This is a genomic window from Pseudidiomarina xizangensis, from assembly GCF_052541995.1.
Window position 1 is genome coordinate 24,595 of sequence record NZ_JBOBQA010000004.1, and the last position, 25,592, is coordinate 50,186.

The window sequence follows — 25,592 nt, forward strand, 5'->3', positions numbered from 1 at the left end:
ATGTGGTAGCTTGTTATATTTTTGAAAAGAAAGGATTGTTTGTGTATTATTCCGCTTCTTTTCGTGACTCTTTATTTTCGTCGACGTCGAAGCACACATCATGACCAGTTATGTTACCGCGAGCGCCCTACATCTGAGTGACTCAACGTCAGCTCCGAGCCCCGCTTTACAGTCCATTCCGGCGTCCACCAGACGGCGTTTGAGTAGCTATGCCAAACTGCTATTGAGTGCCATTTTTGAAGTTATTCAGCAGTGTCCGGAAGCGGCTCAAGTACCTGTTGTGCTGGCCAGTCGCCACGGCGACCTACAGCGCACGATTCACTTGCTCAACGAGCTGGTTGCCGGCGAACTGTTATCACCCACGCAATTTTGTCTTTCCGTGAACAATGCAGTGCTTGGACAATTCAGTCTGCTGGTCAATAACCAGCACGGAATGACCACGATCGGGGCTGGCCCAGATACCCTGCCTAGCGGTTGGCTTGAGGCGTCGTTGCAATTACAGGATCATCCTCAGGTGCTGATGGTCTATGCTGATGAGCCGCCGCCAGACCCTTACTACCAACAATGTGCAAGCCCAGCGCAAGGTATTGCGTTGGCGGTCTTACTTGGTCGGACTGCGCCTGAAACCGCAAGCAAAGTGCAATTTTCCCGCAAGTTACAGGCCCATGACAGCGAGGACGATGTTATAACGGTTGCCACACAGCTGCATCACGCGATTCAGAACCGCGGACCCAATGCTCAGCTGCGCACCAAGACTCTCCTCTGGGAGTGGTGTTTTGAATAACATTCTGCAATTCCTCAACCATACCTGGCGACGCTTAGCGACGGGTATTTGCTTCGCTATTTTTGGCTTAGGCGGTATTTTTATTTCACTCATCGTTTTGCCGCTTTCGCGGCTAACGGCGAAAGGTGACGTTGAACTTACCCAACGGAAAGCTCGCAAAGTCGTGCAACAAGCCTTTCAATTTTTTATTGGTCTTATGCGCTTTCTGGGAGTGTTCAATTTTGACTTCCCAGCAGTTGAGCAAGCGCGGAATATGCGTGGTAAAATTATCATTGCGAACCACCCCTGTTTGATCGATGTGGTCGCCCTGATGTCGTTCATACCTAATGGTGATTGTGTCGTGAAAGCTCACCTTTGGAAAAATCCATTCATGCGCGGTGTGATAAAATCGTCAGGTTATATTAGTAACGGCGACCCCGAAGAACTGATCGCCGATTGTAAGGCCTCGCTTGAACGTGGTAATAATCTTATTATCTTTCCGGAAGGAACCCGAACAACACCTGGACAGCAGCTTAGTTTCCAGCGCGGAGCAGCCAATCTGGCATTGCGTACACACACAACAATGTCCGCATTTAAGGTCACGTGCGAGCCGCCAACCCTGCTGAAAAATAAGCCTTGGTATGCTGCACCTACGCAGAAACCAACACTAAGCATCTGGTATTTAAGCGATTTTGAGATGCGCCCCTATTTGCAGTCGCAACAAAAAATTAGTATCGCAGCACGCCAGTTAACACGTGATCTGCAGAGATTTTACAACAAGGTAGTAGAGAGTCATGGAAAACCTGAAACAGGACATTAAGCAACTCATCATCGAGTCACTCGATTTGGAAGATGTCAGCCCTGCTGACATTCAAGCGGACGCACCGTTGTTCAGTGATGAAGACAACGGACTGGGTCTTGATTCCATCGATGCCTTGGAACTCGGTTTGGCTATCAAGAAGAAGTTTGATGTCAAACTTGATGCTAACTCAGCCGAAACCAAGGCTCATTTTTACAGCGTGAATAGTTTAGCTGAGTTCATTGTAAACCAACGTGGATAGGTAATTAGCGCAATGCAAACGAAAGAAGAAATTTACGCCCAGCTTGAAGAAATCCTGCAGGAGGATTTTGAAGTCGATGCTGGAGACATCAATTTAGACGCAAATCTTTATCAAGATCTTGATCTCGATAGCATCGATGCTGTTGATCTGGTTGTGAAACTTCGCGAAATCACTGGCAAAAAAATCAGTCCAGATGCCTTCAGAGCGGTACGCACCGTCAGCGATGTGGTCGACGAAGTTTATAAACTCATTCACGACTAATCTATGCCAACCTTGCTGCGTTATTCCACCACGATTTTACTTATAGGCTATCCATTTCTGGTGTGGTGGCTGGCACAGCAAGGCTACATGCGTGAGCTATTTGTTGCCTTAGCGGTCATTTTGCTGCTTCAGGCCATCAGTTTAGGTTTTAACAACCCCCGTAGTTACCTAGCGTTAGTCGCCTTAGCTATGGTATTGCTGGTTGCCTGGTTCACTGATCCCCTTACAGGCGTGCTGTATTATCCGGTATGGATGAATGCCTGCTTACTGGTGTTGTTCTGCTTCTCGCTGTTGCGCCCACCGGCCGTGATTACCCGCCTGGCAACGCTGATGGAAGGTTCATTGTCACCTGCTGCTGTACGTTATACCGAGCGTGTAACCCTGGTCTGGGCAATCTTTTTTGCGCTCAACGGCAGTATCGCCTGGTGGACCGTCTACCTTGGCGATATGCAGCTGTGGGCACTATATAATGGCCTGATCGCCTATCTGTTGATGGGTCTCTTGATGGCGGTTGAATGGAGTATTCGACGTGTGGTTAAAAAGCGACACTAAGCATTGGCAGCTTGAACTTGACGCCGCGCTTGCGCGGCGTGTCGCTGCTGCGCGGGCGATAATTGAACAGCAGTCCCAGCAGACCTGGTTATTGCATCACCACAACCGCAGCAGCTTTGTGATTTGGCTGCTGGCACTCATTACCGAAAATCGGACACCGCTGCTGCCCGGCAATGGACAACCGGAAACCTTACGCCTGGCTGGCGACGTTGCTGACACCGAATTAGTCGATACGCCAGTTCCCGATACTCCCTCATCCCAATCCAGCGGGGCCGCAAAGCACATCACCGGCAGTCTCGATGCCGAACTTGTGCTCTTTACTTCGGGGTCCAGCGGCACGCCAAAAGCCGTACACAAATCGTTACGGCAACTTTTTACCGAAGTAACCACGCTGGAAGCAACGTTCGGCGCTCAGCTCGGTGACTGCCTATTCGTTTCGGCGATTACTCATCAACATATTTATGGTTTGCTCTTTACCGTACTTTGGCCCTTGTGTACCGGTCGTACCGTTGTCGAGCAACGTATCGAATACCCTGAGCAATGGCTTGCCTTTCATCAGCAGTTGCAACAGCCTTATGTCTTGGTCAGCAGCCCAGCGCAATTAGAACGTTTCACCCAAGATCTCGATCTACGCCTATTCAGCAACAATCTTCGCGCGTTATTTTCTTCGGGTGGACCACTGCATGACGAGGTTCCCGCACGTTGCATTACTGCGCATATTGCCATTCCAATCGAAGTCTACGGTAGCACCGAAACCGGTGGTATCGCTTGGCGTCAGCGCCAGCAAGCCACTCAGCCCTTTCAACTGTTTGCCGGTATCGATGCACAAACTGACGCGCGAGGACGACTGCAACTACGTTCCCCATACATCAGTGCTACCGATGTCGACGCGAGCGGCTGGTATACGGCGGCCGATCTCGTGCACTTTACTGCGAGCGATGCCTTCACCGTCGTCGGCCGTGCCGACCGCATCATAAAACTCGCAGAAAAACGTATATCGCTAACCGAGGTTGAGCAATTCGCTAGTGAGCTTGATTGGCTGCAGCAGGCGCATTGCTGCCTGATGGATGGTGACAAACGGGTCGTTCTAGGTTTAGTTGTACTCCTTAACGACGCGGGACAACGACACCTTGCTGAGATCGGAAAATTTGGCTTACGGCAACTTCTGCGGCAACATTTAAGTCAACGATTCGAGAGCGTCGTTCTACCGCGTAAATTTCGCTACGTGACACGATTGCCGTACAATGAAGCAGGTAAACTTACGCAGACAGCACTGGTGCAACTGTTTCACTCCGACGCAACGACGGTAAGCAACTCATGAACGCTAACTTCCCAGAATTTTCCAAGCACGAATCCGCTGTCACGGCTGAGGGTCACGCCTTGCTAAAGGTCGAATTTGAACTGTCGCCTGACTGCATCTACTTGCAGGGCCATTTCCCTGAGGCACCAATTCTTCCCGGCGTTACTCAGCTTGATTGGGCCATTCAGGTGGCCGCCAAGCAGTGGGGAACCGCGCCCAGTGTGCGACAAATTGAAGTGCTCAAGTTCAACGACATGATTCTACCCAATGCTAAAGTAACCTTAACGTTGGAACGCAAACGCCAAGACTGCGTGCTGTTCCGATACAGTGCCGGCCACCGTGCTTTCTCGTCTGGCCGTTTAATTTACCCTGAAACTACGACCAAGGAAGGTATGTCATGCTGAACTGTTGTTTTTTAATCCCCATTTACAATCATCACGAAACTATTCGAGCAACCGTCGAACAACTATTGCCGTTTAATTTGCCAATTCTGATTGTTGACGATGGCTCTGATCAGGCCACCAAACAAGAACTTCGGCGCATGCTAGAACCCGATTATCTCGATCAGGTGTTAGTTGCGACACTAGTAGAAAACTGCGGCAAAGGCGCAGCAGTCATGCATGGTTTCCAGCTGGCTGCCGATGCTGGCTTGACCCATGCATTGCAAATCGATGCGGACGGTCAACACGACCCTAACGACATTCCGAAATTTCTCGCTGCAGCCAAAGCTCATCCCCAAGCACTCATCAGTGGGCTGCCTCAGTACGATGAATCGATACCGCTTTCACGTAAAATTGGGCGTCAAATCACGCATTTTTGGGTCCGCATTGAGACCTTGTCGCTGGAGGTTAAAGACACCATGTGCGGCTTCCGGGTGTACCCACTGGCGTCAACCTTAGCGACGATGAAAACTAAGCCGATTGGCGAGCGAATGGACTTCGACATAGAAATTATGGTGCGCATGTACTGGTTGGGTGTACCGGTACAGTTTATCAAAACTCCAGTAATTTACCCTGAAGGCGGGCAATCACATTTTCGTGGCTTCGCCGACAATTGGTGCATCACTAAAATGCACACCCGGCTGTTCTTCGGTATGTTGTGGCGGGCTCCTTTGCTGATCGTCCGCAAGTTTAAACGGAGGCAGTAATGCAGCACTGGGCGAAGACCGAAGAGCGCGGTAGTTACTGGGGTATTCTTTTCGTACTGCGGGCATACAAGTACGGCGGCCACGTGATCATGCGCGTGGTGCTAGCACCTGTTATTGTTTATTTTTTTATTACTGGCACCAAAGCACGTCGTGCGTCTCTGGGCTTCCTGCGTCAATTACACCGGTACGCCGGTAGCACATCGCCATTCCAGCACCAACCTAACTGGCGCCATAGTTTGCGACATTTTTGGCAGTTCGGGCTGGCGTCGTTGGCAAAAACCGATGCCTGGATTGGTAAAGTCACCAAGCGCCAGGTTAAAAATTGCGGTAATACCCACTTTCACGATCTTGAAGATCGCCCCCAAGGTGGCATTCTGATTGGTAGCCATTTAGGCAACCTCGAAGTCGCTCGTGCCGTGGCCAGTGCAACCTACAAGAAACGCATGAATGTGTTGGTGTTTACCGAACACGCGCAATCTTTTAATCGCGCACTGCGTGAACTCAATGCCAACGTTAGCGTCGACCTGATCCAAGTCACCGAAATCGACATGGCACTGGCAATAAAATTGAGCGAACGCGTCGATAACGGCGAGTTTGTAGTGATTGTCGGTGACCGTGTTTCGGTGACCCAACCCGACCATTGCGTAATGCACGATTTCCTGGGTAAACCAGCAGCGTTCGCGATCGGCCCCTGGATACTTGCCAGTATTTTGGAATGCCCGGTTTATTTTCTGTTTTGCTTGCGTAACCCTAAACAACCGAATTACCACTTGTACCTTGATTTAGTTGCGGAGCAATTAGTGTTGCCGCGCCGACAACGCCAGCAAGCGCTGCAAACAATACTTGGACAGTACGTCGCACATTTAGAAACCTTGTGCTTACGCTATCCTTACCAGTGGTTTAACTTTTTTGATTTTTGGCAACAGCACGAGGACAGCTAGTCGATGCCTACTTCTCCGATTCAATTTGGTGGCAAACCCATTGTCATCGAAGACATCATCGCTCTTACTCGCAAGGATGCCGGCAATAACGTCCGTGCCGAGTTGAGCAATGACCCCGCGCTGCGCACGAGAATCGACGCCGGTACCCGCTTTTTGGATACGCTCCTTAAAGAAGATGGGGTGATTTATGGGGTTACGACAGGTTACGGTGATAGCTGTACCGTCACGGTACCCGCCAACCTCGTGCATGAGCTCCCCATTCATCTCACCCGGTTTCACGGTTGTGGCTTAGGTGCTTATTTTGATGCTCCCGCCGCGCGGGCGATTTTAGCAACTCGCCTGTGTTCGTTAGCGCAAGGCTATTCTGGTGTGAGTTGGGAATTACTCGAACGGCTGGCGGTGATGCTTAATGAAGACCTGCTACCGATCATTCCAGAGGAAGGTAGCGTCGGTGCCAGTGGCGACTTAACACCGTTATCTTATGTGGCCGGCGCCATCATCGGCGAGCGCGATGTTTGGTTCAGGGGCGAGCAAATGAACAGTGCCGAAGCCTTTCAACAACTCGGCCTGCAACCGTTAAAACTGCGGCCCAAAGAAGGGCTTGCCATCATGAATGGGACTGCTGTCATGACCGCGCTCGCCTGTCAGGCATGGCAACGGGCGGAGTACTTAACGCGACTCTCGGCGCGGGTAACAGCCCTTGCCAGTATAGCCCTTGACGGCAACAGCAACCATTTCGACGAACTGCTGTTTGCAGTAAAACCCCACCAGGGGCAGCAGCAAATTGCCCGTTGGATCCAGCATGATATTAACCATGTTGAACATCCACGAAATTCCGATCGGCTGCAGGATCGCTACTCAATTCGTTGCGCGCCACACATCATCGGAGTGCTTCGTGACGCCCTGCCCTGGTTCCGCGAAACCATCGAAAATGAACTCAATAGCGCCAATGACAATCCAATCATTGATGGCATTGGTGAACATGTGCTGCATGGCGGTCATTTTTATGGTGGTCACATTGCCATGGTGATGGATTCGATGAAGACCGCGGTGGCCAATTTGGCCGATTTACATGACCGCCAGATGGCATTATTGATGGATACCAAGATGAATAATGGCTTGCCGGCCAACCTGTCTGCCGCATCCGCCGAACGCCGCTCAATTAACCATGGCTTTAAAGCGGTGCAGATTGGCTGTTCCGCCTGGACCGCAGAGGCACTGAAGCTCACCATGCCCGCCAGCGTGTTTTCCCGCTCGACCGAGTGTCACAATCAAGACAAGGTCAGCATGGGCACCATCGCCGCACGCGATTGTTTACGGGTACTGGAGTTGACTGAGCAAGTAGTGGTAGCAACCCTGCTCGCGACCTATCAGGGAGTGCAATTGCGGCGCCAGCAAAATCAACAACTACGGAAGCCGGCGGCGGCGTTGGAACAAATGCTAAGCGAGATCGCCGAAGAGTTCGAATTATTGATTGAAGATCGCCCGCTGGAGCATGAATTGCGCCATTGGCTTAAAAAAATCCGGCAGCAACCTTGGCCGTTGTACGAGGACTAGTATGCACCAAGCCAAACTGATGATTAATGTGCCCTTTTTTGACGTCGACGCCATGCATGTGGTGTGGCACGGGCACTATGTAAAGTACCTGGAAATGGCCCGTAGTGAACTGCTGCGCCAGTTTGATTATGACTACCCGGCCATGCAGGCCAACGGGCACATTTGGCCGATCGTTGACTTGCGGCTGAAATACGTCGCTTCAGCTCGTTATGGGCAGGATATTGAAGTCATCGCTAAGTTAGTTGAATGGGAGCATCGGCTACGCATTGACTATGTCATCCGCTGCTGCAATACCGCACAGGTACTCACTAAAGCCACCAGCATTCAGGTTGCGGTAGATACGGCGACACAAGAGATGTTGTTCGAGTCGCCCGGTATAATCTTCAAAAAACTCGGTCTGGAGCGCAGCGAATGAAGCAATGGTTAATGACAGGCGTCGTGCTGCCGGCATTACTGGCAAGTGGTTGCCTGAACGCCAAAGAAACTAAGTTGGAAGCCTTTATTACCGCACAAAAGCTCGAGCTTCCAGCACAATTCACCTTCGTTCAGGAACGTACACTGCGCGGCTTACCGCAACCATTGATCAGTTCCGGTCGGATTGAGATTTTTGCCGATCAGGTCATTTGGCACACCGAACGCCCTTTCGAGCAAAGCTTGATTATTAGTCAAGACGGTATCGTTGAACAGCTAGGCGCGACCCCATTGCGCGGTAGCGAAATGATGGCTCAGCTGCTATTGGCAGTGCTACAGGGCGATATCGAGGTTATTCGCGAGAACTTTCTTGACGCTCCGGCCGAAGCTAACTGCATCACCCTGGTACCACGCAACACCAACATCCGTGAGTTTGTCGACAGTATTGCCAGTTGTGGTTTACCAAAACTTGAGCGCATTGAACTGCAGGAAAACGCCGATAATAGCAGCATTATCCGCTTATCACCGATGACTGCAAACACAGGTCACAACTAAGATGTGGCGGCACTGGCTCACATACATGGTGATTGGCCTGGCTGCATTGCTCGGTTTATTCGCTTACCAAGTACAAACCAGTAGTTGGCAAAGCAGCTTGCTCGATACCTTGCCGGAAAGTGCCAATCCCTATCACCGTGCTTACCAAGCCAGTCAGCAGCCCAACGAACAGCAAATTTTAGTGTGGCTGCAAGTACCCGCGCATGACGCCGTGGCATTACGTAAAGCGGTCAAGTCAGGCTTACTGGAACTGGCTACTGGTCAGCCAGAAGTTACCACCAACTCGCAATTGGCGCTGGCTCCTATGCTCGATTTTTATCGTGCGCATTCAGGTAGCTTAGCCACCGCAACAGACAGGGAAAAGCTCGACGACCATCCGCAACAATTGATTACAGGCGCGCAGCTCCGGCTACAACAGCCGGCTCCTATTTTAGTCGATTTAACCACCGACCCTTTGTTGCTGACCCAGCGCTATGTTGAGCAATTACCCGATTTAATGCCAGGTTTTCGCTTTGACGAGCCATTTTACGTGCGTGAAAGCGAACACTATGAATTACTTGTGGCGTTGACCAGTGGTGCCGATGCCTTAAGTCAGAGCGAGTCACAGCAGGTAGTGCAAAAGATTGAGCAATTTACCAGTCAGCTACAACACTCCTTCGGCGCGCTTGAGCTGGCCCGCAGTGGTTTAGTTTTCCACGCCAGCGCCGCGGCCAATCAGGCTAAAGCAGAAATGACCTGGTTTGGCGGCTTGTCCTTGGTGATGGTGGTGCTGTTATTTATCTTGGTTTTCCGTTCACTGCGGCATTTGCTGTTTACCGTACTGGTTATATCGGTAGCGGGAGTGGTCGGGTTTACTGCGGTCATGCTGCTATTTGCCGAACCGCATGTGTTGATGTTGGTGTTCGCCACCACCCTCATCGGGCTTTGTATTGATTACGTTTTTCACGCCACTATTGCCGCCAGTCATGATGCCAGGAGTTGGCACGCGGTGGTACCAGCCCTATGGTTGGGTGGCCTGACGACGATCGTTGGTTACGCCTTGCTGGTCATTTTGCCGTTGCCGCTGTTACAGCAGCTTGGGGTCTTTATGGCGACCGCATTATTGTGCGTGTTAGTGATGGTTATTTATCTGACCCCGCGCTGGCGCGCCTGGAAAGCGCCAGTACCCGGCTGGCAACGCCTGCACCAGCGTACCGCACGGCTCTATAACTTCAATCAATTACCCGCTGTGCCCTGGCTGCTGGTGGTGTTCGCGGCGGTGCTGGCCAGTAGCGTGCTGTACCAGCAGCAAAGCAACGACTCAGTAAGACAACTTGCCAGCTCACCGGCAACGCTACTGGATCAGGAGCAACTGTTGCGGGAAAAGACCCAGGCGTATTTCGATGCGGATGTGCTTTTAATCAAAGCTGATAACGAAGCTGAGCTCATTGCCGCCTATGCTGAGGTGGCTGAACGCTTACCGCAATGGCAGCGGGACGGTCTGATTGGCCGCTGGCAAAGCCTGTTTGATTACGTTCTTGCACCATCCCAACAACGCGCTCTTATCACTGCTCAGCAGGCCCTTTGGCAACGTCCCGAGGGTACCGCTTATCTACAATGGTTAGGCCTCGATGCGCCAACGCCCGCCACTGCCAATTCGGCTGCACATCCACTCTACTCGCTATTTGTTTACCCCATGGCGAAACCGCAAACCGCTGCTAGCCCCGCAAGTGGTTATCTGGGTGTCGTCCGGCTGGCGGGCATCACCGACCGTGCCGCCCTAGCCAATGAATTACGCAACTATCCTGCGGTGGAACTTTATAATCCATTACTGCAAGCATCATCGGCGCTCGGCGATCACCGGCACCAGTTGCAGCTCTGGTTAATCGGTCTACTGGTGCTTGCAACCGCCCTGTTGAGCTGGCGTTTACGCCGCCGCCAACCGTGGCCGCAGCAAGTTTTCGTCAGCCTGCAGGTGATCGCTGTCATCACTATTGCGCTCAGTGCCGCCTTGTTGGTGGCCATGTTAAGTCAGGCGTTGAATGTCTTTCACTGGGTCGGCGCGATACTGGTGCTGGTGCTCGGTCTCGATTATGGTATTTTTTGTGCGAGTGACGTGCGCCGCGAACATGCGCTACAGGCAATCAGTTTATCAGCCCTGACCACTGCTATTGCGTTTGGGGCGCTAAGTTTTAGTGCAACGCCAGCGATTGCAGCCTTTGGTGGTGTGGTGCTGGTCGGCGTGCTGGTCAGCGCTTTGTTCGCACCCTGTATCAAGCAATTTCAACCACCGCCGAGCTAGGAATCTAACATGCCGTTTCAGCACGACGCTTACGACGTGATCATTATTGGCGCCGGCCCTGCTGGTGCCACCGCGGCCGCTATGCTTGCGCAAGCGGGCAAGTCTGTAGTGGTCATCGAACGTAGCTTCTTCCCGCGTTTTTCCATCGGCGAAAGCCTCTTACCACAGTGCATGACGTACCTCGCCGAAGCCGGATTACTTGATGCCGTTACAGCTCATGCGGATAAGCTGGGGTTTCAATTTAAAGATGGTGCGGCCTTTTATCGAAACGGCGAACATACCTTGTTCGACTTTCAGAACAAATCATCGGCAGGTCCTGGTACCACCTATCAGGTCAAACGCGAGCATTTCGATCAGTTGTTAGCCGAGCGCGCTGCCGCTTATGGTGCTGAAGTGCATTATGGTTATACGGTTACAGCGGTCGACTTTAATGCCGCGGAATACGTTCAGGTCACCATCGATAAAGCAGATGAACACCAGACGATAAAAGGTCGTTTTTTACTCGACGCGAGCGGTTTTGGCCGTGTTTTACCGCGGTTACTGGAACTTGAATACCCCTCTGACTTCCCCGTCCGTCAAGCGGCTTTTTGTCACCTTAAAACGACGCTTAGCGGCGGTCAGTTCGACCGTAATAAGATCCTTATCACGGTGCATCCTACCGCGCCCGAGCTATGGTTTTGGTTAATACCTTTTGCCGATGGCACCGCCAGTCTTGGTGTCGTTGGCGGCACCGAATACTTTGCCGATGTCGACACGCCGGAACAAGCATTATGGCAACGGGTGCATGAAGAGCCCTACCTGCTGGAAGTTTTGGGCGATTATCAGGTGATTCGCCCAGCCCAATTGATTACCGGCTATTCCGCCAACGTCAGCACGCTTTATGGTGACCGCTTCGCGCTGTTGGGTAATGCAGGTGAGTTTCTCGATCCGGTATTTTCCTCGGGCGTTACCATAGCATTGAAGTCCTCGTCACTGGCTGTACCCTTGGTTCTGCAACAACTTAATGGCGCTAAAGTGGACTGGGAACAGGATTACACTCTACCCTTGCGCAAAGGCATCAGTACCTTTCGAAGTTTTGTTAAAGGCTGGTACGATACGCGTTTTCAAGATGTCATTTTTTATCAACAGCAGCAGCCCGAGGTGAAAACCATGATTTGTTCCATTCTCGCTGGTTATGCGTGGGACACTGACAATCCTTATGTTCGCGAAAGTGAACGGCGCTTGCGCGTGTTGGTCGAATTATGCCAAGAGTCTTAAGCCTTATCGTCGGCGTGCTGCTACTCAGCGCATGTCAGCTACTGCCAACGGCAACTCAACAGCAGGTACAACTCGGTGCAAACGCGCGACTTTCGCTGCAGACGTCATGGCGCGGTGCCGCCACGCAAACACTACAACAGGTGATCTGGTCGCACCCGGAACATGAGCCACAGACTTTCCTGGTATCCAGTTGGCTGAGCGCCGAGCAGATCGTCATGGTGGGTTTGTCACCACTCGGTCAGGAACTATGGCGGGTTGAGCTTGGCCACCAGCAACCGTTAACCGTGACTGGCATAGCGCCCTTTGATCAACCGCAGTTGGCCCAAGCTATCGTCGCCGATATGCAACTCCAGCGCTGGCCTGTTGCCGAGCTGCAAACGCACTTGCAAGGCGCAACCCTAGAGCAAACCCCTGATGGTCGGCACGTGGTCAGCGACGCCGGCCAAGTTATTTGGTCTTCTAGCACGGCAAAGGGTACAACAACCCTACGTCACCATGTTGCAGGTTATTCATTGCAACTACGTACCCTTGACGAAACTGGAGTTCCCCCTGATGCAGCTAATTAATTTAGGTATCGTTTGCGCGCTGGGAGCCCATGCCGAGCAAGTTTGGGAGAATGCCGTGCGTGGTTCGCAAACGGGCATGCAGCCCTGTCCACTGGCGATCAATCAGGGTGAATCGCAAATCGCCGGACAGGTCCACGACGCTGACTTACCGCCGTTGAGTGATTTAGCACCAACCATGGCCACCCGTAACAATCAATTAGCGGCGGCTGCCTACGCACAAATCGCCGCTACCATCACTGAACTCAAACAGCATCATGGTGCCGAGCGAATTGCAGTTATTATCGGCTCCAGTACGTCAGGAATTCGCGAAGGTGAAGTCGCACTTACGCATTATCAAACCCACCACCAACTGCCCCAGGGGTTTATCTACGGCATGCAGGAAATGTATTCACCAGCGCAGTTTATCGCTGATTTAGCTGGCGTCTCAGGTCCGAGTTACAGCATTTCTACGGCCTGCTCGTCGAGCGCGCGGGCACTGATGAGTGCGCGTGCCCTACTCCGCGCTGACTTGGCCGACGTCGTCATCGTTGGCGGCGTGGACTCCTTGTGTCGGCTTACCCTAAATGGTTTTCGTGCGTTGGAATCCACCTCTTCAAGCTATTGCCAGCCATTTAGCCGCAATCGCGACGGCATTACTATCGGTGAAGGTGCGGCATTGTTTGTCGCAACGAAAGATTCCGCGTCAGCAACAGCTTTTAACATTGAGCTTGCCGGTGCCGGCCATAGTTCCGACGCCTACCACATGACCGCACCTGAGCCCCATGGTCGGGGCGCAATTGCCGCCATCACCGCAGCGCTAGAAGATGCCAACATCAGTGCGGCACAGCTTGGCTATATCAACTTGCACGGTACCGGCACGCGATTAAACGACGCCATGGAAAGCAATGCCATTACAACCGTCGGTGCTGCTCACGTGCCCGCTAGCTCGACCAAAGCGATGACCGGCCATACTCTGGGGGCCGCCGGTGCTATCGAAGCAGCGTTGTGTTGGCTTACATTACGTCATGACCAAGGGCAACGACCATTGCACGTTTGGGATGGCCAGGTTGACCCTGAATTAGCACCCATTTCACTGTATCATAGGCAAAATATGGCACCGACTAGCGACATTCAACATTGCTTGAGCAATTCGTTTGCCTTTGGCGGGAATAATGTTGCACTGGTGTTTAGTAAGATTCAAAACGGAGAGTAAGACGGCATGGTAGCGCTTGACGAGCTCATAAAACACCGCGCACCGATGCGCTTAATCGATACTGTTGTCACTGCCGACGACATAAGTGCCCACTGCCAGACTACCCTAAGCAAAGCTAATTTGTTTTTTCGCGAGCAGTTGAATGGCATTCCAGCACATGCGGGCATTGAATTGATGGCACAAACCGTTGCAGCTGTCGCAGGGAGTCGTCATCGGCAAGCAAACGAAGCTATCAAAATTGGTTTTTTGCTAGGTTCACGCAAGTACCACTGCCAACGGGATGCATTTCTTTGCGATGTTTGTTATGACATCTATGCGGAAGAAATTCACGCCGAATCGTCCGGCCTTAGTGTGTTTAATTGCCGTATTGAAGACCAGGGTGAAGTTATTGCTGAAGCCCGGTTAAACGTCTATCAGCCGCCCGACGAAGCAACTTTTATTAAGGAAAATTATGAGTAAGCGCGTTCTAGTTACTGGCTCTGGCAAGGGCATTGGCCGTGCTATCGCATTGACACTGGCTGCTGATGGCTTTGATATTGCCGTGCATTGCCGCAGTGATAAAGCTTCTGCCGCTACGGTGGTCGCCGAAATCGAGGCGCTTGGCCGCAACGCAAGCTTGCTCTGTTTTGATGTTAGTGACCGCGCCGCCGCAGCCACCGTCATCGAAGCCGATATCGCAGCCCATGGCCCGTATTATGGTGCGGTGTGTAATGCGGGCGTGACCCGCGACGGGGCTTTCCCTGCGCTCACAGGGGAAGACTGGGACAGTGTGATTCATACCAACCTCGATGGTTTCTACAATGTTCTGCATCCACTTATTATGCCGATGGTTCGTACCCGCAAAGGTGGTCGTATTGTCACTATTGCTTCGGTGTCTGGCATCGCTGGAAATCGCGGGCAGGTCAACTATAGTGCCTCTAAAGCCGGGGTTATTGGTGCCACCAAAGCCTTAGCGTTGGAATTAGCAAAACGTAGAATTACCGTGAACTGCGTCGCTCCTGGGTTAATTGAAACGGATATGAGCAACCAGCTTGAACACCAAGAGCATATTTTGTCGATGATCCCGATGCAGCGCGCAGGTAAACCTGAAGAAGTCGCCGGACTGGTCGGTTATTTATTCCAGGAGTCTGCGGCTTACATCACCCGACAAGTCTTTTCAGTAAACGGTGGGTTAGTGTAATGAAACGAGTTGTGGTAACCGGGGTTGGCTGTTTAACCGCATTCGGAACCCATTGGGACGAATTTAAAAAGCGCCTGGCGGCTGGGGAGAATGCTGTCACCACGATGCCTGAATGGGATCGTTTTGATGGTTTGAATACCCGTTTGGCTGCTCCTATCCTGCCCCCTTTTCAACGCCCGCAACACTATTCGCGTAAAGATGTTCGCTCGATGAGTAACGTGAGTATTATGTCAACACGCGCGACTGAGCTGGCGCTGGAACATGCGGGCTTACTGGATGACTCCAGCATTCGGGATGGTCGCTGCGGGGTGGCTTACGGATCCTCAACCGGCAGCACTGATGAAATGATAGTGTTCGGTAACATGCTTGCCAATGGCGACATGTCTGGGGTTAATGCCACCACCTACATAAAAAGCATGGGCCATACCACCGCCGTTAACGTCGGGGTGTTTTTCGGTCTTAAAGGTCGAATGCACACCACCAGCTCGGCCTGTACCTCGTCTTCGCAAGCGCTTGGTTATGCTTTTGAAGCCATAAAATACGGCAAGCAAAAAGTCATGGTCGCCGGTGGCGCCGAAGCCTTGTGCCCCTCAGAAGCCGTGGTTTTTGACACCTTGTATGCCACCAGTACGCGCAATGACAGTCCGGAAGCCACGCCACGACCCTTTGATCGCGACCGCGACGGACTGGTGATTGGCGAAGGTGCTGGTACGTTCATTTTGGAAGAACTGGAGCATGCGCAGGAGCGCGGCGCTACTATTTTGGCTGAATTGGTTGGTTTTGGTACCAATACCGACGGTGCTCACGTGACCCAGCCCACCGCGGCAACAATGGAAATAGCCATGCGGTTGGCATTAGAAGATGCGGAGCTTATTCCGGCTGACATTGGTTACGTCAACGCCCACGGTACGGCCACCGATCGCGGTGATATTGCCGAGAGTCAGGCCACCGCGGCAGTGTTTGGTCCACGTATGCCGATTAGCTCCATAAAAAGCTATTTAGGCCACACTCTCGGCGCTTGTGGTGCCATCGAAGCCTGGGTCAGCATCAACATGATGAACGATAACTGGTTTGCGCCGACAGTGAATCTGGAAAACATCGATCCTGAATGTGGGGTTCTCGATTACATTCAGGGTCAACCCAGAGAATTTGCAACTGATTATGTGATGTCTAATAATTTTGCTTTTGGTGGTATCAACACGTCGCTTATCTTTAAGCGCTGGAATGAACAACAATAAGGGAATTTATATGAACAACAAACTCTTGATTGCTACCTTGTTAGTATTGGTGTCCGCATTTACACCGGCACAGGCGCGAGAAGATATACTCACTTTGCCACTGAACGTTGTGCTGACATCAGCTGATGCTGAGGCCGAGCTGCTTGATGTACCCTATTATTTTGCCGGGCAGGATCATCCAGCGGTAGCGTCAAGCAGAGAAGTCACCACCAGCCGCAAAACCAACGCCTTTAATAAATCCGATGAGGAAGCTTGTCGCTGGGTCTTTTTATCGGCTTTGAAAGCATTGCAGGATGCCGCGCAAAAAGGCGGGTACGATGCTGTGGTTAATATAAAATCGAACTACGATCACAACGAATTCGCTAGTAGTGAAGAGTATCAATGCGGCGCTGGAACTTTCATTGCTGGAGTCGCATTTAAAGCTGATTTAATCCGTTTTGACGACTAACTCTGCCCCCGTAAGCAGTAACTGATGAATGTTGCTACGCGCATCTGGCGTGTAGCAACACAGCATATAATCGGCCGTTTGCCGGAAACACGCGTGCGCTTCATACGCGCACGGACTCCGCTTGAGTACGTCCAGTAGTAAGCCTTGCTCAGCTTTGGTCACCGCTTCGGCAAGCGTCCAACGCTGGTAGAACTGAACCAATTCTGCAGTTTCCACACCTGCCATAAAGCCGCTCTGTAGCAATCGCGCCAATTGCTTGCGCGGTTTTACACGCTCCACGTCAACACCAACCATCTGATCAGGGCTTAATGCCACCATCACGATGTCGTGACTGTGACTAATCGAACAGCACCATGGTTCACCGTTGACCTGCAGTTGGGGCGCTCCGTTTGGCTGGCGTTTGATTACGCTAGCAGCTGCTGGATAGTTCCAACAACTTTGCAAAAGCCAGCGCACCACACCGCGGGCCGCGAGAAATTGCAGCTGCCGGAGGGGTCGACGATACTGTTCAGCTTGTCGCTGTTCATCGTCACTAAGCCAGGGTGACAGATGTGAAACCAGCGCCGCAAGATCAGTTGCGAAAACGCTCACGGGTGTTTCCAGGGTTTTCATTTAGCTTCCGCGGTTAGGCCTTCGGCGTAGGTCGAGCTGTCACCACCGGCCAAATTAGCCAAGCGCGTGGTGCGTTCTTGTAAACTTGCCACATGCGCAATAAAATTTGCCAACGACTCACCCTGAAGGCGTTCACTTGAGAGTTTCTTTAAATTCAGCGGGTTCACGGTTCGCCCGTGTCGGTAAACTTCGTAATGCAGATGTCGTGCTTGCGACAACCCGGTGTTGCCCAAGTAGCCGATGACTTCGCCTTGCTTAACTTTACCACCCTTAGCTAGGGTCTCGGCGAAACCATTTAGATGCGCATACAGCGTCTCGTAGCCATCGGCATGCTCGATGATGACCGCGTTCCCGTAAGATCCATACCAGTCGGCACGTTTAATAGTACCGCGGCCGGCTGCCATAATCGGCGTACCCTCTGGGGCACCAAAGTCGATACCTTTATGCATGCGAGTGTAGCCAAGCACGGGATGTTTACGTTGGCCGTAATGAGACGATAGCCGCGCACCGTTCAAAGGTGTTTTGAGCAGGAAACTTTCGGCTAAGCGACCATCTTCAAGGTAAAACGACTCGTCGTAGCGGTACAAACGCAAATCGTCTTCTTCATTTTTAAAACGCAGGTAGGTCGGTTGCAAGGGGGTTTGTTGATGCGCAAACAGTTCTTCATCTTGGGTCACTAGCGTGCGCTCAAACACAACTTCAAAGCGATTGCCCTGATAAACCTGACGCTGGAAGTCAATAAAGTGCGAGAGAGCCAATAAAGCCGCGTTGATCACATCGCCCGGCACATCCGCCTCAGCGGCGTTGCCATATAAACTATGGTTGATCTGAACCGCGTGCTCGGAAACTTCAATACGCGTCGGAACACGATTCTTACTCACCTGCCAGACGCCATTTTCATAAAATGCATCGATACGTTCGGCATACTCTCCTGCCAGACTTATTTGTGCTGACCGGGGCTGTTTGTTCACCGCGATAGCCGCACCCGCTTGCAGTTTGTCTAAATTAATAAAGCCATCCAACGCTTCCGCTAACAGGTAAACTTCACGCGCTTTAAAACCAAATTTATTGAGCAGGCCAGTGACTGTTTGTCCGCGCTTTAGCACCACGTACTTAACGTCCGACAACGGCGACGCAAAGTCAGAATTGGTTAACTCCACCGGGCTACGCTTCAGTGGTTTTACAGCATCTGCCAGCGCAACAGAAACCGCCTTTTTACCACTTTCAAGATAAAGGGGTTGCAACTGGAGCGGTTGCGCAGGTATCTGTTCAGTAACTTGTTTTTGTTCCGTCTCTGAGCAGGCAGCAAGCAATGCAGTTAACGCTAACGCGTTGATTTTTAGAACTATCAATTTCACTAATGCACGTTCCTAACTTTGTGGTTCAAGGCCATTCTACCGCAATATCTTACGCAAACTAGCGGTTTTACCTAAAACTAGCCCACAGTCAAGGTGCGTATAGACCTAATGGCGTCGTTGCGTCGGCCTTAAAAGCATGCACTTCACCGTTTTTTATCACTCAGCTGTGCTTCTCAAGACCTACTTTCGCTGCTGTCTGCCCCCACAACTCAGCGGCATGAGCTGAAGGGTGGTAACCATCGGCGGCGATGAACTTACTTTCATAGGGTACCTCAAAAGCAAGGTAATAGGTGTTGCGCTGCTGCCGACAATGCAATTTAAGTAAAGTATTGAGTTGTTCCGCTTGCGCTCCAACCATCCAGCGCAAGGGCTGAGGTAGTACCGGAAACTTGTGCATTGGCGGAAGTGCAGTATACAAAATTCGTTTGGCGTGGAGCTGACGCGTTAAATAATCGGTCATTTCCGCCAGGTCAGCTTGCCATTTCTTGGCCGCAGTGCGCCGGGTTACGTCGTTAACCCCCACTGATACCAACACCAGATCAAATTCAGTTGTGATAAGATCGCTATCCCGCAATAAAGCCAACACCTGAGCACAAGTAAGACTGGACTTTGCAACCAACTGCCACTCAACCCGCGCGTACTCGCTCAAAGCCGCTACCCATTGCCCCATGACCGCCTGTTGCTGGGTAGTACAGCCAACTCCAGCCGCCGCCGAATCGCCCAGTACCAGCACCCGTAACAGGGGCAGCCCCTGTTTCTCAGGAGGGGCTGCCCCTGCTGTCGAGCCTGACCGTGCACCCTCAGCCTCAGGCAGGCGTGGGGTGCGCGCCCTGACGCGCTTGCTCTGAAGCAGCAACAGCGGCGCGAGAATTGCGAACAAAAGTTTATGCAATGTGACTATGCTCCTGTAAGACCCGTGTTAAGCTTACCACTGCTTAGTTGAACTAATGAATGTAACAGAAAATAGACACTACCCATGAAAATCTATGTCGATGCAGACGCTTGTCCTGCTGTAATAAAAGATATTCTGTTTCGCGCCGCCGAGCGTAAACAGCTGCAGCTGATTCTGATTGCTAATCAGCCACTGCGTGTACCTGCATCACGCTTTATTTCTGCACGCACTGTCGCAAGTGGCTTCGATGTCGCAGACGATGAAATTGTGCGGCTTTGCGAGTCTGGCGATTTGGTCATCACTGCTGACATCCCACTTGCCGCCGAGATCATCGAAAAAGGTGGCCAGGTGTTAAGCCCGCGGGGCGAACTTTTTACCCAGGAAAATATTCGCAGTCGGTTAAATATTCGCGATTTCATGGACACCATGCGCGCCAGCGGCGTACAAAGTGGTGGTCCACCGCCATTGAATCAACGCGACCGCATGGCATTTGCCAATCACCTGGATCGAATTCTCGCTCGCGCTTAACCGCCATAACTCTTATCCAGTGGCTCGGAGGTTTCATGATCAAACGTTTTATCAACAAGCAGTGCGCAGTAGCACTCGGCGTCATCGCCAGTGCCACAGTTTCGTCAACGCTTTTTGCTCAGGAGCTCAATTTCACTCCCGTCACCATTGTTGACTGGCCAGTACGTGAATTTGAACACCCCTCCAACTATCAACTACAGGATGGCGTGCTTAACGCTACCTGTACCGCGGGCCAAGCCTCAGCGTTGTACTTAGAACAAGAAGTAGCATTGTCGCAGCAGCCTTATTTGAATTGGCGCTGGCGCGTCATACGCTCACCCCTGGCGTTAACTAATGAACGTGTCAAAGGCGGTGATGATTTCTCTGCCCGCATTTATGCGGTAGCTGAACGCGGATTATTCGGCCTGACCTCAAAAGCCGTGAATTTTGTTTGGACCCACGACCAACCCGTTGGTGCGAGTTGGCCAAATCCCTTCACTGAGCAAGCGATGATGGTGGCCATGCGCAACCAATCAAGTCCAACCCATGAATGGGTGACCGAGAGAGTTCATTTGCCTAAGCAGTTTCAACGTCACTTCGGCCTGCAACTCGACGCCATTGATGCCCTCGCCCTGATGGTCGATTGCGATAATGCCGGTGGCAAACGCCATTTCCAGCTCGAGCGTATTTGGTTTAGCAATTAACTGCCAAAAAAAGCCCGCGTTACGCGGGCTCCCCTCATTTACCTAGTCCTGATCCTTCAGGTAAACATCTAGCCAACGAGTTTGTTCCCAAAGCATGTGTAATACCGATTCCCGGGCGCGGTAGCCATGGGATTCGTGTGGCAACATGACCAATCGCGCAGTACCACCGAGACCTTTAATTGCCTGATAAAGGCGTTCAGACTGCATCGGGAAGGTTCCTGAATTGTTGTCATTAGCGCCATGAATCATTAGCAACGGTTCGTTGATTTTATCGGCATGGAAAAACGGTGACATACCGATGTACAGATCGGTATCATCCCAAACCGTGCGCTCTTCCCGCTGAAAGCCAAATGGCGTCAAGCTGCGGTTATAGGCACCACTGCGGGCAATCCCCGTCTTGAACAAATCACTATGCGCCAGCATATTGGCGGTCATAAATGCACCGTACGAGTGGCCACCCAGTGCCACCCGCTCTGGATCCGTCACACCCAGATCAGTGCCGGCTTTAATTGCCGCTTTGCCATTCATCACCAACTGTTCAATAAACGAATCGTTAGGTCGGGCATCGCCTTCACCAACAATCGGCATGGTTGCGCTGTCGAGTACCGCATAACCTTGTGTGGCTAGGTACTGCGGAGCCCAATAACTGATCCGCACAAACTCATAGGGAGAACCTGAAATTTGTGCTGCCGCAGCAGAGCTCTTGTACTCGCGTGGATAAGCCCAAACAATAGTCGGTAACGGACCATCTATTGCTTTATCATACCCCGCTGGCAAATAGAGTTCGGCTGACATAGCTAAGCCATCTTCACGCGTGTAGGTAATGAGTTCACGACTAATTCCCACAGTGTGAGGCATTGGGTGTGGCGTTTCGGTCAACGCAGTAAGCTCGTTATCGTCAAGGTCGCGGACAAAGAAATCCGCCGGATCGCTCACCCCTTCACGTTGGGTCAGGAAGGTAAGTTCGGTGGCATCAATTAGACCTCGCGGACGCTCAAAATACGGCGCTTCGCTGCGCCACAGGCGCTCACTCTCTTTACTACTGAGGTCAAAACGGTCAATAAAAGGCCGGTCGCCTTCAGCTGAAGCGCCAGTACCTGTCAGTAAGATCTTGCCATCGTTTAGATATAACAGATCACGGCCATTTTTCTTTACCGTGAAAGGCTGGCCTGGGTCATTGTAGCGGTCTTCCCACGAACGTTCCCACACCAACTCAGGCTCGCGCTCGCCCGTGGCATCCACCAACCAAAGTTTCTCGTCACGATCAGCCCACCAACGCTCCCAAATCAAAACATGCTGAGCATCAGCTGCTAACACACGACCAAAGCGCTTGCTTAAATCGACCAACTTTTGTGGTGCATCTTTAAACGGCGCAGCTTGCTGAAACACCTGATCGCGAACTATTGCATCGACCGCCGGATCGCCCTGATCCGTTGCGGCAGCCCAAACCAAGGTCGCATCAGCGTCGTTGCGCCAGCTAATTGACCGCCGTCCTTGCACCACCGCATCAAAAGCAATCGGCAAGTTATCCGCCAGAGGTTGCTCAACTACCGTATAAACATTTTCACCCGCGGTGTTCCACACCCTGGTGGTTTCCGGGAAACGGTAATACGGCACTGCGTACGAATAGGGCCGTTGAATTTCGCTCACCAGCAGGTAGCTGTCATCAGGTGACGTAGTTAAGCCGCTATAAATTGCCTGAGGCCCAAGCTCTTGCTCACCACCATCAACGCCAAAAAAAGTAATTTGGCTAGTAAAGTAATAATCAAACAAGGCTTCGTCTTGTTTGTTCTGCAATAAGTCCTGATAGGTACGCCCCGGAGCTGTACGCCCCGCACTTTCAGTTATAACCGGGCCGGTTGGCACAGTGTGCAAAGCAGGCTTAATTAGACCCTCGGCAACCGTATAGGAGTACAAGCCACTACTGTCATGACGCCATTCTAAACGTGGTCCCCACACAGCATTCAAGGGCATACTCGACCAGACTTTTGCTTCGGCTTTAGCGATATCAACCAACCATAATTGCACTTCCGTTGGCGTTTGCTGCGCCAGCGCTATGTAGTCGCCGTTGGGTGCCCAGCTGGCGCCCAAGGCTTTTAGGTCGCTCGGTAACCCTTCTATCTTCAGTTTTTCGCCAGTGGTGACATCAACCAGCTCAATAGCACTGATGTAGCGGGCTTGGCTAACCGTATAATTTGCTGGGTTGATGCGCCGTCCTGCTAGCTTCAACTGCTCGGCAGAAACATCAGTAATGTCCGGCAGCGCCGGATAATTGGTGATTAGCAACACGTCACCATCCGGACTTAAACTGCCACCTGGCGACGAGGCAGCATCGACGATATCGATAATCTCTTGCGCCGGCTGTTGATAATTGACTTTCACCGGATTGGCCTGAACTGCGATGCCACTTGTTAATGCCGCACTCGCGGTGAGCGCCAACGCAACCGTACTGAGCTTTAAACTCTTAATCATGGTTGTTTACCTTTATTGTTTCGAGTAATTTGCTACTTTAATGCTAAGTTAAACGAGTTCTAAACTAACACAGATGGGCGCAAAATCAGTTAATTGTTAACCGGTGTAGGTCGCATCAGTGTGGGGATTCAACGCAAGCTGTCTAACTTTTCTGCGGATCATTTGGAAACAAAAATGAAGTATTTACCGGCGACGGAAATTGCGCGGCAAATTAACTCTGGTCAGCTTAGCTCAGCTGTCATAACTGAGCATTACCTGAGCCGGATTGAGCAGTACAACCCACAACTCAATGCCTTTGTTGACGTTTACGCCGACACCGCCCGAGCAGCAGCAACGCAGCGCGACCAGCAACCACGAGACCAGTTTGGCCCGCTGCACGGGGTGCCAATCTCCGTCAAAGAGTGTTACCAAGTGAAGGACACCCGAACGACGCTCAATTACCCGCCGCTGCGCAATTTTGTTGCCGACTCAACCTCGTTTCTGGTGCAACGCCTGGTTGATGCCGGGGCTATTTTGCTGGGCAAAACCAATGTACCAACGTTACTTGCGGATGCGCAAACCTTTGGCCCATTGTATCCGACCTGCAATAATCCCCACGACCTCAACCGCACACCAGGGGGCAGCACAGGTGGTGGAGCAGCCGCATTAGCAGCTGATATGTGCGCTCTTGAGTTAGGCAGCGATATCGGTGGGTCAATTCGTAACCCCTCGCATTTCTGTGGCTTGTACGGACTCAAACCCACTGAAAACGGACATCCGAACGATGGCCACACACCTCCATTTCCGAGCCAACAGCTGGGTTTTTCGATCATGAATTCTACGGGCCCGTTGGCGCGTTCAGCAGCAGATCTGAAACTTGCTTATGACGTGCTCTATGCCCCCGACTGGCAACAACGCCTCTATTTACCACTCGAGGGTACGCAAGCTATCAAATCCAATCTTGCGGAATACCGCTTTGGCTATCTCAATAACCTTATGGGACTGCAAGGGGGACAAGCCGTATCAAAGGCCATGCAAGCAACCAAAAACAAGCTCGAATTGGCTGGGGCTGAGGTTCGCGCGGTGGCCATCGACCACAAACTGGCCCGCGAACTACTCACCTTGTGGGTAGAGCTATTTGGCTTTTCTGTGGGTCAAACTCTCAGCTGGCCCATTCGGAAACTGTTTTATTGGCAATTCCGAGGCTTGTTAAAAAACTCAAGCTTACCTGCTACTACAGCATTGAAAACCGGTCTTAGCCTAGACTTCAAAGCTTACAGTCGAGCCCTGAAACGGCGCCAGGAACTCGTCACCGAAGTACAACGCTGTTATTCAGGCGTCGATGTCGTCATAAGCCCCACTTGTTTAGGCCCAGCGTTTCCGCATAACCCAAAACATAAGGCCATAGCATTAGACGGCGACCAGATACCCTATGTCGATTATTGCTTCCCTTATGTCGCACTCAACAATTTGACCGGTCAACCCGTGTTAACAGTGCCGACAGGTGCTGGCACGCAAGATCTGCCGATTGGATTATCGTTTGCTGCGGCACACCATCAGGATCAAACCTTACTGCATCTGGCAAAACTTCTCGAACATCACGGTTTTGTTTTTCATGCACCTAACTTTGGAAATGACTAATGTATCGGTATATTCTTTTTCTCCTGCTCAGCCTAAGTTTCTCTAGCATCAATGCCGCTGAAAACTCTGACTCCTTTTTTGGCGGTCTGTCACTCTCAGATGCGCAATTAGAACAACAACAACAGCTGGCAGCACAGCAGAACAAGCTTTTCATGCTCGTATTAGGGGCCGATTGGTGCCACGACAGTCGCGCCCTCGCCAAACAATTCCAACAACCAGAGTTTGGCCAAAAATTAGCGCAGCGCTTTGTCGTAAGTTATGTCGATGTTGGCTACCTGCAGCACGGCTTCAGCGTTACCAATTATTACGGTGAACCGACCTATTACGGCACCCCCACAGTAATGATCATTGAGCCTTCTAGTGGTCGGGTTTTAAACAAATCTGACTGGCAACACTGGACCAACGCAGCCTCGTACAACGAACAAGCTTTTCGCAGTTACTTTCTTGAAAAAGAATTTCAGCCGCTGGCGTTTTCGGCCGCAAATAGAGCCTTTGAGGACTATTATGCCGAACGCGTTCGCGTTGGTTTTGCGGTCGCTGGTGCATTACTTGAGGCGTATATGGAATCAAGTGCTAAGCAACCATCCGCTGAGTTTTCTGAGCTCTGGGCTGAGCTAGGGCGCTTCCGTAATCAGGTATTCAATGATGTGATAGACTATCACGACAGACGCGATGAATTCCCTAACTACCCACTGCAATCGTGGGAACAGGAGTAAA

At 51.6% G+C, this 25,592-nt stretch carries 28 protein-coding genes; 24 read left to right on the forward strand and 4 right to left on the reverse strand.

The window, feature by feature from the left end; translation table 11 throughout:
• Positions 1-100 precede the first annotated feature (100 nt).
• Genes ACQ5ES_RS09535 through ACQ5ES_RS09630 form a run of 20 tightly spaced genes read left to right on the forward strand, consistent with a single transcriptional unit; the run spans position 101 to position 16,710 of the window.
• A complete protein-coding gene (locus ACQ5ES_RS09535; RefSeq protein WP_445016230.1) occupies positions 101-784 on the forward strand; it encodes a beta-ketoacyl synthase chain length factor in 684 nt (227 codons plus the stop codon).
• Complete coding sequence (locus ACQ5ES_RS09540) at positions 777-1,583, forward strand: lysophospholipid acyltransferase family protein (protein ID WP_445016232.1); 807 nt, start codon at positions 777-779, stop codon at positions 1,581-1,583. Before ACQ5ES_RS09535 ends, ACQ5ES_RS09540 begins: the two co-directional genes overlap by 8 nt.
• Positions 1,558-1,824: a phosphopantetheine-binding protein gene (locus ACQ5ES_RS09545; protein ID WP_445016234.1), complete on the forward strand. Its 267-nt coding sequence runs from the start codon at positions 1,558-1,560 to the stop codon at positions 1,822-1,824. The genes ACQ5ES_RS09540 and ACQ5ES_RS09545 overlap by 26 nt, the downstream gene beginning before the upstream one ends.
• A gap of 12 nt (positions 1,825-1,836) precedes the next feature.
• Positions 1,837-2,085 carry an acyl carrier protein gene (locus ACQ5ES_RS09550; RefSeq protein WP_445016236.1) on the forward strand — a complete coding sequence of 83 codons (249 nt, stop codon included), beginning with the start codon at positions 1,837-1,839 and terminating at the stop codon, positions 2,083-2,085.
• A 3-nt stretch (positions 2,086-2,088) separates the two neighbouring features.
• Entirely contained in the window at positions 2,089-2,637 is a 549-nt protein-coding gene (locus tag ACQ5ES_RS09555; RefSeq protein WP_445016238.1) for a COG4648 family protein, read from the forward strand.
• Positions 2,615-3,958: an AMP-binding protein gene (locus ACQ5ES_RS09560; protein ID WP_445016240.1), complete on the forward strand. Its 1,344-nt coding sequence runs from the start codon at positions 2,615-2,617 to the stop codon at positions 3,956-3,958. The genes ACQ5ES_RS09555 and ACQ5ES_RS09560 overlap by 23 nt, the downstream gene beginning before the upstream one ends.
• Complete coding sequence (locus ACQ5ES_RS09565; protein WP_445016242.1) at positions 3,955-4,341, forward strand: ApeI family dehydratase; 387 nt, start codon at positions 3,955-3,957, stop codon at positions 4,339-4,341. Before ACQ5ES_RS09560 ends, ACQ5ES_RS09565 begins: the two co-directional genes overlap by 4 nt.
• Positions 4,335-5,084, forward strand: a complete 750-nt coding sequence (locus ACQ5ES_RS09570; protein WP_445016244.1) for a glycosyltransferase family 2 protein — start codon at positions 4,335-4,337, stop codon at positions 5,082-5,084. Before ACQ5ES_RS09565 ends, ACQ5ES_RS09570 begins: the two co-directional genes overlap by 7 nt.
• The gene (locus tag ACQ5ES_RS09575) at positions 5,084-6,025 is read left to right on the forward strand and encodes a lysophospholipid acyltransferase family protein (RefSeq protein ID WP_445016246.1); all 942 of its coding nucleotides are present in this window, start codon (positions 5,084-5,086) and stop codon (positions 6,023-6,025) included. Before ACQ5ES_RS09570 ends, ACQ5ES_RS09575 begins: the two co-directional genes overlap by 1 nt.
• A 3-nt stretch (positions 6,026-6,028) precedes the next feature.
• Positions 6,029-7,582 carry an HAL/PAL/TAL family ammonia-lyase gene (locus ACQ5ES_RS09580; RefSeq protein ID WP_445016248.1) on the forward strand — a complete coding sequence of 518 codons (1,554 nt, stop codon included), beginning with the start codon at positions 6,029-6,031 and terminating at the stop codon, positions 7,580-7,582.
• A 1-nt stretch (position 7,583) separates the two neighbouring features.
• Positions 7,584-7,997, forward strand: a complete 414-nt coding sequence (locus ACQ5ES_RS09585) for an acyl-CoA thioesterase (protein WP_445016250.1) — start codon at positions 7,584-7,586, stop codon at positions 7,995-7,997.
• The gene (locus tag ACQ5ES_RS09590; RefSeq protein WP_445016252.1) at positions 7,994-8,548 is read left to right on the forward strand and encodes an outer membrane lipoprotein carrier protein LolA; all 555 of its coding nucleotides are present in this window, start codon (positions 7,994-7,996) and stop codon (positions 8,546-8,548) included. Before ACQ5ES_RS09585 ends, ACQ5ES_RS09590 begins: the two co-directional genes overlap by 4 nt.
• Before the next feature lies 1 nt (position 8,549).
• Positions 8,550-10,829: an MMPL family transporter gene (locus ACQ5ES_RS09595; RefSeq protein ID WP_445016254.1), complete on the forward strand. Its 2,280-nt coding sequence runs from the start codon at positions 8,550-8,552 to the stop codon at positions 10,827-10,829.
• Between the two features lie 9 nt (positions 10,830-10,838).
• Complete coding sequence (locus tag ACQ5ES_RS09600; protein WP_445016256.1) at positions 10,839-12,086, forward strand: NAD(P)/FAD-dependent oxidoreductase; 1,248 nt, start codon at positions 10,839-10,841, stop codon at positions 12,084-12,086.
• A complete protein-coding gene (locus ACQ5ES_RS09605) occupies positions 12,071-12,652 on the forward strand; it encodes a DUF3261 domain-containing protein (protein ID WP_445016258.1) in 582 nt (193 codons plus the stop codon). The genes ACQ5ES_RS09600 and ACQ5ES_RS09605 overlap by 16 nt, the downstream gene beginning before the upstream one ends.
• Complete coding sequence (locus ACQ5ES_RS09610; protein ID WP_445016260.1) at positions 12,639-13,844, forward strand: beta-ketoacyl-ACP synthase; 1,206 nt, start codon at positions 12,639-12,641, stop codon at positions 13,842-13,844. The genes ACQ5ES_RS09605 and ACQ5ES_RS09610 overlap by 14 nt, the downstream gene beginning before the upstream one ends.
• A 6-nt stretch (positions 13,845-13,850) precedes the next feature.
• The gene (locus ACQ5ES_RS09615) at positions 13,851-14,303 is read left to right on the forward strand and encodes a hotdog family protein (protein ID WP_445016262.1); all 453 of its coding nucleotides are present in this window, start codon (positions 13,851-13,853) and stop codon (positions 14,301-14,303) included.
• The gene (locus tag ACQ5ES_RS09620; RefSeq protein WP_445016264.1) at positions 14,296-15,024 is read left to right on the forward strand and encodes a 3-ketoacyl-ACP reductase FabG2; all 729 of its coding nucleotides are present in this window, start codon (positions 14,296-14,298) and stop codon (positions 15,022-15,024) included. Before ACQ5ES_RS09615 ends, ACQ5ES_RS09620 begins: the two co-directional genes overlap by 8 nt.
• Positions 15,024-16,262 carry a beta-ketoacyl-ACP synthase gene (locus ACQ5ES_RS09625; RefSeq protein ID WP_445016266.1) on the forward strand — a complete coding sequence of 413 codons (1,239 nt, stop codon included), beginning with the start codon at positions 15,024-15,026 and terminating at the stop codon, positions 16,260-16,262. Before ACQ5ES_RS09620 ends, ACQ5ES_RS09625 begins: the two co-directional genes overlap by 1 nt.
• Positions 16,263-16,272: 10 nt before the next feature.
• The gene (locus tag ACQ5ES_RS09630) at positions 16,273-16,710 is read left to right on the forward strand and encodes an excinuclease ABC subunit A (RefSeq protein WP_445016268.1); all 438 of its coding nucleotides are present in this window, start codon (positions 16,273-16,275) and stop codon (positions 16,708-16,710) included.
• Here ACQ5ES_RS09630 and ACQ5ES_RS09635 read toward each other — a convergent pair.
• The 3 genes from ACQ5ES_RS09635 to ACQ5ES_RS09645 all read right to left on the reverse strand — a co-directional run bounded on the left by ACQ5ES_RS09635 (position 16,690) and on the right by ACQ5ES_RS09645 (position 19,572).
• On the reverse strand, positions 16,690-17,301 hold the full coding sequence (locus ACQ5ES_RS09635; protein ID WP_445016270.1) for a 4'-phosphopantetheinyl transferase family protein: 612 nt from the start codon (positions 17,299-17,301) through the stop codon (positions 16,690-16,692). The two genes, ACQ5ES_RS09630 and ACQ5ES_RS09635, sit on opposite strands and share 21 nt — an antisense overlap.
• A 17-nt stretch (positions 17,302-17,318) precedes the next feature.
• A complete protein-coding gene (locus ACQ5ES_RS09640) occupies positions 17,319-18,680 on the reverse strand; it encodes a M23 family metallopeptidase (RefSeq protein ID WP_445016272.1) in 1,362 nt (453 codons plus the stop codon).
• A gap of 160 nt (positions 18,681-18,840) precedes the next feature.
• On the reverse strand, positions 18,841-19,572 hold the full coding sequence (locus ACQ5ES_RS09645; protein WP_445016274.1) for an SGNH/GDSL hydrolase family protein: 732 nt from the start codon (positions 19,570-19,572) through the stop codon (positions 18,841-18,843).
• An 84-nt stretch (positions 19,573-19,656) separates the two neighbouring features.
• On the opposite strand from ACQ5ES_RS09645, the gene ACQ5ES_RS09650 reads away from it, so the two are divergent.
• Positions 19,657-20,100, forward strand: a complete 444-nt coding sequence (locus tag ACQ5ES_RS09650) for a YaiI/YqxD family protein (RefSeq protein ID WP_445016276.1) — start codon at positions 19,657-19,659, stop codon at positions 20,098-20,100.
• A 35-nt stretch (positions 20,101-20,135) separates the two neighbouring features.
• Positions 20,136-20,783 (forward strand): DUF3047 domain-containing protein, encoded by a 648-nt coding sequence (locus tag ACQ5ES_RS09655; protein WP_445016278.1) that lies wholly within the window; start codon positions 20,136-20,138, stop codon positions 20,781-20,783.
• Positions 20,784-20,825: 42 nt separating this feature from the next.
• Here the strand turns inward: ACQ5ES_RS09655 and ACQ5ES_RS09660 are convergent, their stop codons facing one another.
• Positions 20,826-23,255, reverse strand: a complete 2,430-nt coding sequence (locus ACQ5ES_RS09660; protein WP_445016280.1) for a S9 family peptidase — start codon at positions 23,253-23,255, stop codon at positions 20,826-20,828.
• Between the two features lie 174 nt (positions 23,256-23,429).
• Between ACQ5ES_RS09660 and ACQ5ES_RS09665 the strand changes: the two genes are divergently transcribed.
• A complete protein-coding gene (locus ACQ5ES_RS09665; protein WP_445016282.1) occupies positions 23,430-24,875 on the forward strand; it encodes an amidase in 1,446 nt (481 codons plus the stop codon).
• On the forward strand, positions 24,875-25,591 hold the full coding sequence (locus ACQ5ES_RS09670; protein WP_445016284.1) for a thioredoxin family protein: 717 nt from the start codon (positions 24,875-24,877) through the stop codon (positions 25,589-25,591). Before ACQ5ES_RS09665 ends, ACQ5ES_RS09670 begins: the two co-directional genes overlap by 1 nt.
• The last annotated feature ends 1 nt before the right edge of the window (position 25,592 follow it).